The organism is Pontibacter mucosus (genome assembly GCF_003054055.1).
Taxonomy (GTDB): domain Bacteria; phylum Bacteroidota; class Bacteroidia; order Cytophagales; family Hymenobacteraceae; genus Pontibacter; species Pontibacter mucosus.
The window spans coordinates 148,719-164,640 of the sequence record NZ_QBKI01000008.1; the positions used below are offsets into that span (position 1 = coordinate 148,719).

Genomic DNA, 15,922 nt, shown 5'->3' on the forward strand with positions numbered 1-15,922 from the left:
AAGCTTGTTGCATATTCAACCAACTGTATATAAACCACTTACCTCACCCTACTAATCAATTTGGCATTTTTCTTATACAGCTTCAAAAACCTGTGTCAAAGAAAATATTCAGACATTCCGCTATAGGAAATTGCTGTTACAACTTCCTTTGACCTTGAGGTTTACTAACATACTGTATTAAGTTTGGAATTACACTTTTAAAGCATCTAGACTTAACTATATTTAGTTAATGTTAGTCTACTTTGAAATGCATGAATTATTCATCAGCAGTATTAATCATCCCTTATTGTAAGGGGCTTTTTTATAAAAGTGTTTCATTAAATAATTCTTTATTTAACACTAGTATTTCACTTTTCTGATTCTCTTATTGCTTGATCTAGAATGTCAGATTTCACTGCAAATAATGTATGATCATTACTGATAAGACACAAAAAAGCGCCTTAGTGAAATTCTAAGGCGCTTTAAAACTTACACCTCTATAAATTGGTAGAGGTTTTTTTACTTGTTACATTAAGTATCAAGGCATTACAGTGGGTTCTGTTTCATACCCGGATTTCTGTTAGCATTTAACTCATCCTGTGGAATCAACCACTGCCAGCGGTTATCGCCTGCTGGAACTGAAAACAAGTTATTTACAAGAGTCGCATCGTGGTTAGCACCAGTTCTGTCAAGTGCGCTATTCGTGCGCTTCAGATCTAAGAAGCGGAAACCTTCGCCCCACAGCTCAATACGACGCTGCAACAGGATTTCATCAATTAGATCCTGCCCAACCAGTTCAATTAGTGTGTACTCCTCGTCACGGGCCTCCATTAACTCAGCCAGTACCAGTGCAGCATCCACGCTTCTTCCAAGGCGAGCAAGCGCCTCCGCCTCAACCAAGTACATCTCAGCAGCTCTCATGTACGGTACGTCACCAATACTACTGGCTCCACCGTCAGCCATAAACTTTCTGTTCATATAGGGCTTAGCCGAAAAGTTGGACGGGATTACAAATCCATTCACATCATAACCTGTAGTCTTGCCGTCAGCATCCTTCACGGGCTCTGGCTTCGGATCCCAAAGCTGCTTACGCACATCAGTATCCCCAATCTCAGCATACAGCTTGCTGTTGATGGCTTTAGGGTTTGACCTGATGTTAGTAGAACTAAAGTTAGCCGACATATAGGCGAAGAAAGAGTAAAAATATGTTGTCTGGTCAGCAATTTGATCACTGCCCCACATCCACTCGCCATTCTCCACGTTGTTGAAGCCTGCCAGATAATCTTTAGTGCTCATCAACGAGTAAGCTTGGCGTGCCTCATTTGCGTACTGAGCAGCAGTTTCCCAGTCCTGCATCGTAAGGGCTACTCGTGCCTTGATACCTTTGACAACGTCAATATTGAAATGAGACTTAGCATTACGACCTTCTGGCAATAGCGAAATCGCCTCATCGAGGTCTTTATTAACCTGAGCGTATACTTCTTCTACAGATGCACGAGGTTGGCCCTCTGTTGTATTCTCCGTCAAAATTGGCACACCAGCCTGTTCATTAGTGCCTTTAGTAGCATCATAGCGCTCCGCAAAGATCTGCACTAGTTGGTGGTGAGCCCAAGCCCTGTAAGCCAGTGCCTGCCCCTTAATCTCCTCTTTATCCGCATCAGAACCATCCACATTATCAATGTTGTTGATGATCATGTTTGCGTTAGCTATTAGCTTATAGTAGAACCTATAGGTGAAGTAGACTGTAGTGGCATTTGCATTGCGGTGTGTTAGCCATTTATAGGTGTTATTGAACCAGCCATTACCGGCTGCAGTCATCACCACGTCTTCACCCAGCATATCCATATTAATCATTACTGACCCCTGACCAGCTTGATCTTGGGTACTGTATTGCATAAACATGGCTCTGTGGATACCATTAAGGGCAGCCCAAGCGTTGGCAGTAGTCGTAAACACTGATTGTTCAGAAACAGCATCCGTTGGCTGTGTCTCCAGGTAGTCCTTTTCGCAGGAGGAGAAAACCAGCATGCAGGCTGCAAGCGAACTATATAATACTTTTTTCATTTTCAAAAATTAAAGGGTAACGTTCAAACCAACTGTGTAGATACGAGCAGGTGAATATGTATTGGAAGTAACACCTGAGTAAGACTGATTAACGTTCATGCCATCACGTTTTGAGAACAGACCAAGGTTCTCTCCTGAAGCGAATACGCTGGCATTCTTTAGGAACACCTTAGAAGTGATGTTTGAAGGCAGTACGTAGTTCAGGTTTACAGATCTGATGTTCAGGTAAGAAGCATCAATCAACCAACGGTCTGACTGCGCATTATACTGCGTAGCAGCCGTCAGGTCCATGCGAGGCACATCTGTTACGTCGCCTGCGTTTTGCCAGCGGTTCAGAATATCTGTATGCAGCGCACCACCTTGCGTACCGGCGTTCATCAGAGAAGCATAATTCGCATCGTATACTTTGCCGCCCACCTGGTAAGTCAGTAACACAGATAGTGACAGGTTTTTGTAAGCGAAAGTGTTTGTGATACCACCTGCAAAATCAGGAATAGCAGAACCCGCGTAGTGGTACTTGGCACCGTTAGCCTGCGTTGTTACTCTTTTACCGTCCAGATCATATGCGTTTTTATCTTCTGGGTTATCAGCGATAAACACACCGTTACCGGTATTCGGGTCTACACCATACCAGTCGCGCAGCCAGTAATCATATACTGATCTACCAACCATATACTTCTTAGTACCGCTGATGATCTCTTCCTGGCCTTCTGGCAGTTGCTTAATCTCATTCTTGTAAGACGAAACGTTCACGCTCACATTCCATGTAAAGTCTTGCGCTTTTACAGCATCAGCAGATATTTGAGCTTCCACGCCAGTGTTGGCCATAGTACCAACGTTTTGCCATCTGGTTAGCACACCGCTTGAAAGTGGGAGCGGCACTTGAAACAACAGGTTCTCAGACTCTCTCTTGAAATATTCTACACTACCATTAATTCTGCCGAACAAGTCGAACTCAACACCAACGTCATAGCTATTGTTAGATTCCCACAGCAAGTCTTGGCTGGCAAGGCTTTCCTGAAGGAAGCCTGGCTCAGCAGCGTTATTGTAACCTAAGCCATAAAGCGCCTGCCAACCGTAGTAGTTGTTTGCACCGCTTGAGGTTAAGATAGCGTCATTGCCAACCTGCCCATAAGATCCTCTCAGTTTCAACATATCAACCCAAGCTGGCATAACGATGAAATCTTCTCTATCAAGGCGCCATGATGCACCTACTGACCAGAAATCACCCCATCGTACATCTTGGTAGAACCTTGATGATCCATCGCGGCGGTAAGACCCAGATACCGTATATTTATCATCAAATGTGTAGTTCAGACGGGAGAAGTAGCCTTCTGTTCTATAAAGATCCGTGCGTGAGTCAAGGCTATTAGTTGTTGTAAAGTTACCCAACTCAGTGTTACCTTCTACAATTAGGCCCTGACGCATGCCGTACAGGTATTTATATTGATAATTGTAGTTTTCGTGCCCTAACAACACCTCTACATAGTGCCTGTCGTTGAAAGTCTTAGCATAGTTCAACAACTGGTTCAGGTTGTAGCTAGTTGTAGTTGAGCTGGTGCGGTTTGCTCTGCCGGCTGGCGCGCCATCCCCTACCTTATTGTTGTCATACTCTGCTGCCAAGTAGTTAGAAATATCTACACTAAGGTTAGTAGTGAATTTAAAATCCTTTAGGAAGGTAATTTCACCGTAAGTTCTAGCACTTAACACATTGCGATTGTACAGATTGTTGTTCCACATGGTCTCTGCCACTACGTGGCGGCCTACACTTGCACTGCTCCCACGATTTGGCAAGCCTAGTTCAGACAAATTGCCGTAGTCGTAGATCTTGCCACCGTTCTGGTCCAGTAGGTAAGCACCTGTAACAGGATCGTGGGCATATACAGGATAAATAGGGCCCATGTTACGAGCAAAGAAGAATGGGTTAACATAACCTGTACTACTTCCTGTATTTGCTTGGTTAGATTCAGTGATAGTACCTGCTATGTTCAGACCTGTTTTAAACCAGTCTGTAGCCTGTGTGTTTACATTTACACGACCAGTGAATCGCTCATAGTCCGACTTAATCACAAAGCCTTTTTCATTCAAGTAACCTAAAGAAACAAAGTAATCGCTCTTATCATTACCACCGCTGAAGTTTAAGCCATAGTCGCTTCGGCTACCGTTACGCTCAATTGGGTCAAACCAATCCAAGTCATCTGCATAAAGTAGTCTTGCCTCAGGATTGATTTTGCCATCTAGCCCAACAATTTCATTATCAGCAACATTAAAAGGGTTATAACCTAATATACCCTTCACTCCGTTAGTTGCCGCAAGGTTGGCCTCGTCCATAGTTTTAGGATCCTCAGTGGCATATACAAGGGAGTTCCGTTGTGCTTCCCAAACCAACGGATAATACTCATAGGCATTTACACGATCATACTCCTTCAGGCCTCTGTTTGTAACACCCTGAGAAATCTTCAGGTTGATCTGGTTGCGGCCACTCTTACCTTTTTTGGTTGTAACCATTACCACACCGTTAGCGGCACGAGCACCGTAGAGTGCTGAAGAAGAGGCATCTTTTAGAATGGAGATACTTTCGATGTCGTCTACGTTCAGGTTCGCAATGCTGCCTGAGTAAGGGACACCGTCTACTACATATAGCGGATCGTTGGAAGAGTAAACAGAACCGATACCACGAATACGGATATCAGGACCAGAACCTGGCTGTCCGCTACCTGAGTTTGCCTGGACACCCGCAGCCTGACCAGCAATGGCATTTGTAATGTTAGTTACTGGACGCTGTGCAATTTTTTCACTTGAAATTTGCGCTGCAGAACCGGTAAAAGAACCTTTATCAGCAGTACCATAGGCAACTACCACCACTTCTTCAAGTTGCTTGTCATCTACCCCTAAACTTACGTTTATGGTTGATGCATTGTCAATTCCGCGCTCTACTGTTTGGTAGCCAATAAAGCGAAAAATCAAGGTATTACTTCCGGCAGGTACGTTAATGCTGTAATGGCCATCCACCCCGGTTGTAGTTCCTACGGTTGTTCCTTTCACAATGACGGCAACACCTGGCAATGGTTGTCCACTGCTGGTATCGGCCACCTTACCTGTTACAGTTTGGTTTTGCGCCCACGCTTGGTTCACAAGCACAAGGAGCATCACCAAACCTAATAATAGAACTTTTCTCATAAAGTTAGATTAGGTTGATTGGTAAAATAATTGATTGTTGTGCGTAAAAATTATAATTAAGAATGATACTTCCCACAGCCATTAAAAAAAAACATCCCTAAAACTTAACCTAATCTTAATTTTGACGTAAAAAGCAAGCTTGTTGCATATTCAATCGACTGTATATAAACCACTTACAACTCCTTAGCGATCAGTTTGTCATTTTTCTCATATCGCTTAAAAAAGCGCTTCAGAGAAAATATTCAGACATTCCGCTATAGGAAATCTCTGTTATAACTCCTTTTGAGCTTGGAGCTTACCTACATCCTGTATTAGGCGAGTAATTATACTTTTCATGTATACTAAAAAGTATATGTAGCACGTTTATACTTGATGCGGCACAAAAAAGGCGCGTCAGACTTATGCCTGACGCGCCTTTTTTACAAAGCTAGAAGAGTGTTATTTTTTCTCTTTCAGATTCTGCTCAAACAGCTTAAAGATACGCTTGTACTCATCCGTCCAGCTGGCTGGCTCCGTGAAGCCATGGTCCTCTACCGGGTATACAGCCAGTTCCCAGTTGTCTTTGCCCAGCTCGATCAAACGCTGCGACAGCCGCACCACATCCTGAAAATGCACATTCGTATCCACCATGCCATGGCAGATTAACAGCGCACCTTTCAGGCCTTCCGCATAGTAGATCGGGGAGCTCTTGGCATAGGCCGTGCTATCGGTGTATGGGGTGTTGAGGATATTGGAAGTATAGCCGTGGTTATAGTGTGCCCAATCGGTTACGGAGCGTAGTGCGGCACCAGCGGCAAACACATCCGGCTCCGTGAACATGGCCATCAGGGTAATAAAGCCGCCGTAGGAGCCGCCGTAGATGCCAATGCGTTTCGGGTCTACGTTATACTTTTCTACCAGGTGCTTGGCCCCGTCCACGTGGTCGCTTAGGTCTTTGCCACCCATAAATTGATAGATGCCGGTGCGCACGTCGCGGCCATAGCCGGCGCTGCCTCGGTAATCGATGTCCAACACGGTATAGCCCTGGTCGGCCAGGAAGTTGTGGAACATGTATTCGCGGAAATAAGAGCTCCACCACTTGTGCGCGTTCTGCAGGTAGCCGGCACCGTGCACGAAAATCACGGCCGGACCGTTCTGCACCGCGTTCTCCGGACGGTACAGGCGGGCGTATACATCCACCCCATCCTGTGCTTTAAAGGTAATCACCTGCGGCTCGCGCCAGTCGTAGGACTTGAACTCGTCGGTCAGGGAGTTGGTGATTTGACGTGGCTTGGCGCCTTTCTTGTTGTCCATCACAAACAGCTCCCAGGGCTTGTTGCTGTAAGAGTAGCGGATTGCCAGCTTCTTCTCGTCCGGCGACAGTTCTACCTCGTGGGCTCCGGTCATACTGGTGAGCTGCACCATCTCCCCGCCATTTACCGGCATGCGGTAGAAGTGCTTCTCGCCCGGGTGTACTTTGTTAGCCGTGAAGTAGAAATGCTTTTTATCATTGGATAGGCGCACATCCGACACCTCGTACTTGCCGCTGGTCAGGGCTTTCTTCTGGCCGGTGTTCACATTTACGGCATACAGGTGCGAGTAGCCGCTCTCCTCCGAGTGGAACCACACGCGCTCGTTGTCTGGCATCCAGCCGATGGTACCAGGGCCATAGCTAATGCCCGGGCCGTTGATCCAGGCCTCGTCGCGCTGGCGGTCCAGCACGGTGAGTTTCGAAGTTGCCGGGTCCAGCTTCAGGATCCAGCGGTCTTTGTTATCGGCGGATCGGGCCACCACCACGGCGTGTTTGCCATTGTCAGACCAGTAGGTGCCATAGATGGCCGCGGCACGCGGCTCCGGCTTTTTGGTTTTGCTGTCTGCGGCAGAGGTAGACGCACTGGCCTTTGCCTCCTGCTGCAGCAGGTAAGCCGGTTGGTCGTAGATACCTTCCACGTCGTTCATCAGCACGGCATAGGCCGTGTCGCGCTGCGTGTCGTACACAAAGAACTCGTACGTACTTTGGGCATCGCCTACCTTGGTGCGGGTGTTGATGTCCTCGGTGTAACCGGAGGCAGTCACAAAATCCGGCACGATGGCCACTTTGGCGTTCTTCGGACGCGTGATCAGCTGGTAGGTGATAAAACGCTCATTCGGCCCCAGCACCACGCTGCTCACGATCTTATCCTCTATGTAAATCTCTTTCGGGCGGGCAGGCGCGTCCAGTTTCTGCTGCTTCTCGGCGGCTTCCTTGTCTTCCTTGCGCTCGCGCACGATTTGGAGCAGGGTCAGTTGCTGCTCCTTCAGCCAGTCGCGCTGCGGGTTCTTGCCTTCCTCTGCCGGCTTGCGGCCTTTCCTGAAGTCCGTGAGCTGCGCCGTCTGGCCCGAGCCGATGCTCCAGGCGAAAAGGTTGCTATCCTTGGTATACACCACCTTCTGCTCGTTGTGGCTGAAGGCCGGACTGCTTTCGCGCTCCACGGTGTTGGTCACCTGCTGCGATTTGCCGGTTTTTACATCGTACAGGAAAATGTCTCCGTTCTGCTCGTATACTTTCTTGGTACGGGCGCGGTTATACACCCCACGCTGGGCCGGCAGGCTGCGACGCTCCTGGGCACTTACCTTCTGCAGGTTTCGGCCGTCGGCGCTCACGCTGTAGAGCGAGTCTTTGCGGTTGCCCTCGGGGTTCCAGTCGAAGTAAATCTTCTTGCCGTCTTCAGACCAGAACACGTTGCTCGGAGAGGTGCCGATCCACTTTGGGTCGCGCATGATCTTCTCCACGCTCAGTTCCAGCTTACTGTCTTGCGCCTGTAGCTCGGCGCTGCCGATTAGCAGCAAAGCCATAAACGCCACGGCCTTTTGTTTCAGTTGCATGGTTGGTTTTATTAGGTTTAGGTAGTTTAGTTTAAGGTTCTGTCTTCAAAATAAAGTATAAACAGAGAAGTTAACAAAAAACCGCCTGCAGGAACTGACGCCTTTGGGCAGTTTTTATACTTCCTGGGCAGGCAAAGTATAGACAGTAAAGTATAAACAGGTTAACTATACTTGGCCGGGAGCGGATTTATACTTAGGAACATGGAGCGACATCAGATACGCTTGCAGCGTGTTTTAAACAGCAAATGCTAAAGCCTCCGAAGCATTCATCGGCAAACATTACCGAAGGACTAAAAGTATAGATTTCAAAGTATAAACACGCGGTTTATACTTTGAAATCTATACTTGCTGCCGAAGCCCGCTATACTTTAGGACTTCTTCTTTTTAGTAAATGCCATACTTGGGTGCTGCTCCTCGTGCGGCGTTATACTTTGGTAGAAGCTGGCAAAGCGCAGCAGCTCGGCCTCGCCAAAGAGTTTGCCCATAAACGTGATGGTGGTTGGCATGCCATTTTTCTGAAAACCGTTTGGCACCACCACGCACGGATGGCCCGTCAGGTTCGTCACGATGAGGTTGCTGCTGGCGAAGGAGGGGCTGATGTACACGTCCACGTCCTGGAGTTTCTCCTGCATCTGCTGCACCAGCAAGGTGCGCACGCGCTGCGCCTGCAGGTACTCCACGGCAGGTATAAAACGGGCAGTGCGGAAGATGTTGGGCCAGGCGTTTTTATGCTGCGCCACCAGGAGGCTGTCGCGGCCGCTACGGGTAAGCTCGTCAAAGGCCGCAGCCCCCTCCACCGAAATGGTCAATAGCAGGTCGCTGGCCGGTAGGTCGGGCAGGGAGATCGGCACCAGCTCTACGCCAGCCTTGCAGAGCGCCTCCAGCGCAGCCTGGTCGTTTTCCTGAAAGCCATACTTCTTGGCAAAGTCCTCCTTCAGGTAGCCTACGCGTAATTTCTTCGGGTTTATACTTGGCGTATAGTTAAAGGGCGCATCGTACACCGATTGGTCTTTCCCGTCAGGCCCGTAGATGGCGTTGAACACAATGGCGCAGTCTTCGGCGGTGCGGGCAATCGGCCCGATCTTATCCATAGACCAGCTCAGGGCCATGGCGCCGTGGCGACTCACGCGGCCGTAAGTAGGCCGGAGTCCCGTGGTACCACAAGCCGTAGAAGGCGAAACAATGGAACCGAGGGTTTCCGTGCCGATGGCATAGGGCAACAAACCAGCTGCCACCGCCGCGGCAGAGCCCGCCGAAGAGCCGCTGGAGCCTTTGCTCACATCCCATGGAGAGCGGGTTTTGCCGCCGTACCACACATCGCCCATGGCCAGGGCACCCAGCGTCAGTTTGGCCACCAGCACCCCACCGGCGTCCTGCAGGCGCTGCACTACCGTCGCGTCCTCGTCCAGCACCTGGTCTTTGTAAGGCGTGGCGCCCCAGGTGGTTTTATACTTGCGCGTGGAGAGCAAATCCTTCACCCCAAACGGGATGCCGTGGAGCATGCCTTTATACTTGCCAGCTTTGATCTCCTGGTCGGCTTGGCGGGCCTGCTGCAGTGCCAGCTCCTCGGTAAGGGAGGTAACGCACTCCAGCGCCGGACCATACTTCTTCAGGCGGTCGAGGTAGAACCTGGTGAGTTCCTCGGAGGTGATTTGCTGGGTGCGCACCAGTTCGGCCAGTTGCGGAATAGTATAAAACGCCAGTTCCTCGCGCTTTTTCGGAAGTTTTACGTTTTGCGGCCGCTCCACCTCAAAGGCAGATTTACCAGTAGGGAAAGTATAACCCACCGGAATGGGGTTGAACATCAGGGCCGGAGGAACGCTGTTGGGCAGGTTTTGCTGGCGCAGCGCCTCGTAGCTTTTTTTAAAATCTTCCAGCTCCGAAACGGTGGAGTCGAGCTGTGCCTCCGTAAAGTTCAGGCCGATAAGCTTCTGTGCCTCCTGCAGCACATTCACCGTAATTGCATTATCTGCCACTCTGGCCACAAAAGCCCCTGACATAAAGCAGGCGACGCCAAGTAGGGCTATGGTTCTGTTTTTCATGCTGCTAGGATTTGAGTTTCCGAATATAAAGGTTTTAGAACATAAAAGGCAGATTTCTGCAGCCTGAGTTTCCCGCCTCTTTCCAACGAATACCGACAAGACTAAGTGGACGGTACACACCGCTTAAATTTTGTAAAAGTTATACTTTGCCTTACCCCTGAAATAAATTGCCTAAAAGTGTTAGTTTGCAACAGCAAAAACCAATCTACCTATGAACAGACGATTACACCTGCTGCTGGCGCTATTGCTGGTGCTAACACAACTAATGCCCGCACTCGCCAACGGCGGAAAGGAAGAGAACGCGCTCCTCTGGAAGATCACGGGCAAGGGCCTGAAAAAGCCGTCTTACCTGTATGGCACCATCCACGCCGTGTGCCCCGACAAAATGGTGATTTCGGAGACGCTGCAGAAAGCGCTCGGGCAGACGGAGCAATTATCGCTGGAGCTGGATATGGACGACCCGGACATGATGTCCCAGTTCATGATGCTGTCCACCCTGCCAGAAGGGCAATCCCTGAAGGCCATGTTCACCAAGGAGGAGTATGAGGCGGTGGGAGCACTTTTCAAGAGCACCTACGGGGCAGACCTGCAGTTTGTGGATAACCTCAAGCCTTTTGTACTGTACTCCATGCTGATACCAGTACTTACCGAGTGCACCCCCGAGTCGTATGAGCAGAAGCTGATGAACCTGGCGCACAGCCAGCAGAAGGAGGTTTTGGGGATAGAGTCCGTGCAGGAGCAAATGGCCGTGGTAGATGAGCTGCCCAACAAGTTTTACGTGGACATGGTTACCCGCACGGCCACCAACCTGGCCAAATCCAGGGCCGAGTACAGCGAAATGGTGGATCTATACTTTGCACAGGACTTAAAGGGCCTGCAGGAGCTCATGCAGCGCGACTACCCGGAAGAGGATTACAGAAAGTTTAACGAGGCGTTCCTGGTTAAGCGCAACAGAAACTGGATACCGGTGATGGAGCGCATGGCGAAGGCCAAACCTACCTTTTTTGCCGTTGGCGCGGCACACCTGTCAGGTGAGGAGGGCGTTGTGGCGCTGCTGCGTAAGCAGGGCTACAAAGTGGAGCCTGTTCAGAAATAACATTTAACCTAAACCCAAAAAGCGGCCAGGTTCTGTAACACGTACCTGGCCGCTTTTTTTATGTCTTTCTTCTACTTAAAGTATAACAGCACCCTAGCGCCCGTAGCGCATCATGGCCACTACCTGGTCCGCCTCCTTCACGTTATACTCGTAGGCCAGCCGCTTGTGGTTCACCAGGTCTATGATGGTACCGATGAGGCAGAGCCCGCCGGTAAAGAAGTAAAGTAGCCCCATACCAATCTGCCCGGTCAAAAAGCGCTGGATGCCGGCCACGCCAAAGAAACCGATCAGCGTGGTGATCAGCAACAGCATGGGCTCGCGGCGGCGGGAGCGGTAGATGTTGGCGAACTGACGCGCCTCATCTTCGGTCATAGGTTGCACCAGGGTCTGCACATAACCCATTTCATCCGGCTCCAGGTCCGGCATCAGGTGGAGTATACTTGCCATATAGTTTTATTTTGATGGTTTTACACTAACATAACAGTAATGAAAGTATAGCAGCCTGCCGCAGCGCCACAGCAGCAACAGCACTGCCGGAACAGTGAGCGGGTGCGCCTCCCACGATGCGCGCCACTCGCCCCGGGCCAGGAACGCCACGCCATGCCCCAGCCCACAGCCGGGACAGCCGCTTTCCAGCACCCAACTGAACGGGCAAAAGCTTAGCAGGTGGTCGCCTCTGGGGTCCATGAGCGCCAGCAGCGTGAGCCCTACACCCCACAGCAGCGCCTCCAGCGGCGCCTTTCCAATCGTTTGCTGTATCCTGCCCCGCATAAAGTAGTATTTAAGCGGATTGAATGTAGTATAATTTTCTGATAATCAAAACACAGCTTGGGGATATTTGGCCTGATTAGGAGCGGCAGGGGCAAAAAAAAAGCTCCACAGAATGGAGCTTTTTTAAGCTTACTATATGACGTTCACAGTTATTCTTGACCTGAATCGGCGGCACCGCCTTTCTCATTCATTCTTACAACGCCTTCCTGACCTTCTGCATTGGTCATGGTGATTTCGTAAACCACCTCAGCGTTGGCAGCGCCCTCCTCTGGAGTTATCTTGTAGATTTCACCTACAGTCCAGTCTTTGTATACATCGCTTTTCAGAGCGTTCTTCACGGCTTCCGGCAACTGATCCTGCGTTACTAACTCGCGGTTGCCCTCAGCTTGTTGTTCTGTCTGCTGCTGTTGCTGCTGACCTTGGTTCTGGCCCTGCGTCTGCGCAACGGCATCCAGCGATGCAAATCCTAACAATCCTACTGCTGCTATTATGAATGTTGTTTTCATGTTTTATGGTAGTGTAGTTCAAAATCGTACTCGGCAGGTATAGTGACAGAATCGTGCCAAACTCATAACAAAGCCTATAGCATTGATTTTTAGCCTTTAGAAGCCATAGCATAAAATCACAGGTTGTAGAATAAGCCTTGCATACTGTGCTGCAATTCCCCAATGTGTGGAAATTTTCCACAACCTAATCTTTCGCTGTTGTGGCTACAGAAAAAATTCTACCGGAAGAACAGGCTCCCGCATCTTAACAAAAGCCCCGCCCTGAAGTATAACAACAAAAAGCATTTACTTCAGATAATATGGAATGTAACGTAGGAATTGTGGAGCAAAAAGCGCGCGTGCTGGCCGGCCTGGCGCTGATTGGAATCGGGGCTTACTATGACTCTAAGCCGCTGGCGGCCGCCGGGCTGATACCCATACTTACCGGCATGCTGCGCTGGTGCCCGCTAAATGCAGCAATTGGGTACAACGGATGTGAGCCTGAGCAACGGCGGCATGACAAAAACTAACGCATCAGGCCTGTCGCACCCCATGCTGGTGTACGATGGCGACTGTAGTTTCTGTAAGTACTGGGTAAACAGATGGCGCCGCAAAACGGGCGACAAGGTGAAGTATACTTCCTTTCAGGAGCTCCCGGAGGAGTTTCGCGGGACCACGCATGCGCAGTTTCGCAGGTCGGTGTACCTCTTTACAACCTATGGGCAGCGGCTGCACGGCGCTGCGGCCGTGGCTGCCCTGCTGCACCTGAGTGGCCACAGCACCTGGAACTGGCTGTACCACCGCCTGCCGCTGGCCGGCAAAGTGGCGGAGGCTGGCTACAGGATCGTGGCAGACAACCGTGACTTTTTCTTCAGACTCACGAAGCTATTCTTCAGAGACAATCCCCGATAACCCGCCAACCATGCGCAGACTTATACTTTACATCGCCACCAGCCTCGATGGCTACATTGCCCGGCCTAACGGCGACACCAGCTGGCTGCACGACGAGAGGTATAGCCTGGAGGGCGAGGACTTCGGGTATGGCGCCCTGCTGCAAAGTATAGATACTACGCTGATGGGCTACAAAACCTACCAGGTTATACTTGGTTTTGATATGCCTTTCCCCTACCCCGATAAGACGAACTATGTGCTCAGCCGCAGCCCCCATGCTGACACAGCCCATGTACGGTTTGTGCGGGATGATGCCACCATTTTTGTTCAGAACCTAAAGCGGCAGCAGGGGAAGAACATCTGGCTGATTGGCGGAGGACAAATAAACACACTCCTGCTAAAGGCAGGCCTGATAGATGAGTTCATCATTACCTACGAGCCCGTTATACTTGGGGACGGCATCCCCCTATTCGCCCAGGGCACCCCGGAGAAACAGCTGCACGTGCTGGAGAGCAGGAGCTTCCGGAACGGCTTTGTACAGCTATGGATGCAGCCGTAAAAAAACAGCCGCCCGCACGCGCATTGGCGTGGCGGCGGCTGCTCCCCCATCATTTTTTAAGTAGTAGTAATCAGTAGGCTGGTGTTAAACCACATCAGTGGTGGGTTTTTCATCCAGTGGGCAGCTTGGGTAAATGGGTTCCTCTGCCTTGTGCTCTTTTTCCAGCCTATGCTTGCGCAATATGCGTTCCTCGTCCAGCAGCCCCTGCTCCAGGGCGTCGGTAAACTCGTGGGTGAAGCCCAGGTTATCGCTTACGGAGTTTAAGCTGTAGTTCCAGGTGTCGGAAATTGCCCCTGTAGAAGTTCTTCTGTGTCGTCTCATCTCACACACTCCTTTCTTGTTAAATAAAACTTTAAACCGGGCAAATACCTTTAAACTTATTAAAGACTATTTACAATTTATTATACGAAAGTTACTGTGCTTAGTACGCCCAAACAGTTTATTTTAATACAATTTTTTCTCGTCCAACAACAGGTATAATCCGCCAGCAAAAGCTGCCACAGAACCATACAAGTGCTTTTTAAACGAACACTTGTTAGCCACCTCCGACCAAACGCCCTTTATTATCTACAAAAAGGAGGATTGTATCGGTGCAAAAGCAAAAGGCCGGTACAGACAAGTGCTGCACCGGCCCCGGCAACGGCTAAAGCGCCTGCTTATTTTTTCTTCTTTGCCTTGGCTTTTGCCTTCTTGCTTTTGGCTGCTTTGGCTTTTTGCTCTCCCTCCTCAGCCTCTTTCAGCAGGGCCTTCCAGTCGTACTTAGCATCCGCGCTGAAGTCCAGTGTGGCCTCGTAATCCTCCTTCTCCACTTCCAGCACCTTGATATCCTTGGTAAGATACTGCTGTATCTCCTCCAGTATAGGTCTTTCCTCCAGGGCGCAGAAACTAACGGCAATACCCTTCTCGGTACCACGGCCGGTCCGGCCCACGCGGTGCACATAGTTCTCCGGCTGCTCGGGCAGGTCGTAGTTCACCACATACTCCACCCCGGGGATGTCTATGCCGCGCGCGCTCACGTCGGTGGCGATCAGCAGTTTCACCTCGCCTTTCTTAAACCGGCGCATGACCTCCAAGCGGTCTTGCTGCTCCTTGCCGCCGTGTATGCTTTCCGCCTTTATCCCCACGCGGTCCATAGCCGCCACCACACGCTCGGCGCGCACCTTGGTGCGCACGAAGGCTAGGATCTTCTTATCCGGGTTTTCCTTCACCACACGCTCCAGAAAAAAGCGCTTGTCGTCCATCTCCACAAACATCACCGAGTGATCCACGTTTTTCGACACAGGGTCTTTGGGTGAGATCTGGATGCGTACCGGCTTGTTCACCAGCGAGTAAGCCAGCTCCTTTATCTTTTCATTGATGGTGGCCGAGAAGAACAGCGTCTGGCGCTTGCGGGGCAGCTTGCTCGTAAGCTGGCGGATGTCGTGGATAAAGCCCAGGTCCAGCATGTGGTCGGCCTCATCCAGTATCAGGACCTCCACTCGGTGCAGGTGCAGGTGCCCCTGGCTTACCAGGTCGAACAGGCGGCCCGGCGTGGCTACCAGCACATCAATGCCCTCTTCCAGTTTCGCAATCTGCGGCCCCTGCTCCACCCCGCCAAACACGCAAAAGGTTTCCACGCGGGTGCCGCGGCCAATCTCATTAAACACCTCGGTTATCTGCAGGGCAAGCTCCCGGGTGGGCACCATCACCACGCACTTAATGCCGTCGCCGCGCTTGCGGTTCTTGCCAAACTGCAGCCTGTCGAGCACCGGAATAGCGAAAGCAGCCGTTTTGCCTGTACCTGTTTGGGCAATAGCCAGCACGTCCTCGCCTTTCATGATGGGCGGAATGGCCTTAAACTGAATATCAGTCGGTTTTTTAAAGCCCAGCTTGCTCAGGCTTTTCTTTATCTCGTCGGAAATGCGGTAATCTTCAAACTTCATGGTGTAGCGGTATTATACTTTGCCTTGCCTATACATACGGCATAAGCAAGGTGCAAAGGTAGAGCTAATTATTGATTGTTGAGCGGTCG

The 15,922-nt window shown here is 50.3% G+C and carries 13 protein-coding genes; 4 read left to right on the forward strand and 9 right to left on the reverse strand.

Annotated features, from left to right (window positions below):
- Positions 1 to 525: 525 nt before the first annotated feature.
- The 4 genes from C8N40_RS15980 to C8N40_RS15995 all read right to left on the reverse strand — a co-directional run bounded on the left by C8N40_RS15980 (position 526) and on the right by C8N40_RS15995 (position 10,109).
- A complete protein-coding gene (locus tag C8N40_RS15980) occupies positions 526 to 2,043 on the reverse strand; it encodes a RagB/SusD family nutrient uptake outer membrane protein (RefSeq protein ID WP_108212816.1) in 1,518 nt (505 codons plus the stop codon).
- Positions 2,044 to 2,052: 9 nt separating this feature from the next.
- Complete coding sequence (locus C8N40_RS15985; RefSeq protein ID WP_108212817.1) at positions 2,053 to 5,223, reverse strand: SusC/RagA family TonB-linked outer membrane protein; 3,171 nt, start codon at positions 5,221 to 5,223, stop codon at positions 2,053 to 2,055.
- A 438-nt stretch (positions 5,224 to 5,661) separates the two neighbouring features.
- The gene (locus C8N40_RS15990; protein WP_108212818.1) at positions 5,662 to 8,067 is read right to left on the reverse strand and encodes a prolyl oligopeptidase family serine peptidase; all 2,406 of its coding nucleotides are present in this window, start codon (positions 8,065 to 8,067) and stop codon (positions 5,662 to 5,664) included.
- 368 nt (positions 8,068 to 8,435) lie between these two features.
- Positions 8,436 to 10,109, reverse strand: a complete 1,674-nt coding sequence (locus tag C8N40_RS15995; RefSeq protein WP_108212819.1) for an amidase — start codon at positions 10,107 to 10,109, stop codon at positions 8,436 to 8,438.
- Between the two features lie 211 nt (positions 10,110 to 10,320).
- Between C8N40_RS15995 and C8N40_RS16000 the strand changes: the two genes are divergently transcribed.
- Positions 10,321 to 11,205 (forward strand): TraB/GumN family protein, encoded by an 885-nt coding sequence (locus tag C8N40_RS16000; RefSeq protein ID WP_108212820.1) that lies wholly within the window; start codon positions 10,321 to 10,323, stop codon positions 11,203 to 11,205.
- 93 nt (positions 11,206 to 11,298) lie between these two features.
- Here the strand turns inward: C8N40_RS16000 and C8N40_RS16005 are convergent, their stop codons facing one another.
- The 3 genes from C8N40_RS16005 to C8N40_RS16015 form a co-directional block, all read right to left on the reverse strand.
- Positions 11,299 to 11,652 (reverse strand): TM2 domain-containing protein, encoded by a 354-nt coding sequence (locus C8N40_RS16005; protein WP_108212821.1) that lies wholly within the window; start codon positions 11,650 to 11,652, stop codon positions 11,299 to 11,301.
- Positions 11,653 to 11,658: 6 nt separating this feature from the next.
- The gene (locus C8N40_RS16010) at positions 11,659 to 11,976 is read right to left on the reverse strand and encodes a DUF2752 domain-containing protein (protein ID WP_108212822.1); all 318 of its coding nucleotides are present in this window, start codon (positions 11,974 to 11,976) and stop codon (positions 11,659 to 11,661) included.
- Positions 11,977 to 12,125: 149 nt separating this feature from the next.
- Entirely contained in the window at positions 12,126 to 12,482 is a 357-nt protein-coding gene (locus tag C8N40_RS16015) for a hypothetical protein (protein WP_108212823.1), read from the reverse strand.
- Positions 12,483 to 12,781: 299 nt separating this feature from the next.
- Between C8N40_RS16015 and C8N40_RS16020 the strand changes: the two genes are divergently transcribed.
- From C8N40_RS16020 to C8N40_RS16030, 3 genes are read left to right on the forward strand one after another with little or no spacing between them, the layout of a single operon-like run.
- Positions 12,782 to 12,991 (forward strand): YgaP family membrane protein, encoded by a 210-nt coding sequence (locus C8N40_RS16020; protein ID WP_108212824.1) that lies wholly within the window; start codon positions 12,782 to 12,784, stop codon positions 12,989 to 12,991.
- Positions 12,978 to 13,373: a thiol-disulfide oxidoreductase DCC family protein gene (locus tag C8N40_RS16025; protein ID WP_170114125.1), complete on the forward strand. Its 396-nt coding sequence runs from the start codon at positions 12,978 to 12,980 to the stop codon at positions 13,371 to 13,373. Before C8N40_RS16020 ends, C8N40_RS16025 begins: the two co-directional genes overlap by 14 nt.
- A 10-nt stretch (positions 13,374 to 13,383) precedes the next feature.
- Positions 13,384 to 13,911 (forward strand): dihydrofolate reductase family protein, encoded by a 528-nt coding sequence (locus C8N40_RS16030; RefSeq protein WP_108212826.1) that lies wholly within the window; start codon positions 13,384 to 13,386, stop codon positions 13,909 to 13,911.
- A gap of 84 nt (positions 13,912 to 13,995) precedes the next feature.
- On the opposite strand, the gene C8N40_RS16035 is transcribed toward C8N40_RS16030, so the two are convergent.
- Positions 13,996 to 14,232 carry a hypothetical protein gene (locus C8N40_RS16035; protein WP_108212827.1) on the reverse strand — a complete coding sequence of 79 codons (237 nt, stop codon included), beginning with the start codon at positions 14,230 to 14,232 and terminating at the stop codon, positions 13,996 to 13,998.
- 335 nt (positions 14,233 to 14,567) lie between these two features.
- The gene (locus C8N40_RS16040; RefSeq protein ID WP_108212828.1) at positions 14,568 to 15,833 is read right to left on the reverse strand and encodes a DEAD/DEAH box helicase; all 1,266 of its coding nucleotides are present in this window, start codon (positions 15,831 to 15,833) and stop codon (positions 14,568 to 14,570) included.
- Positions 15,834 to 15,922 lie beyond the last annotated feature (89 nt).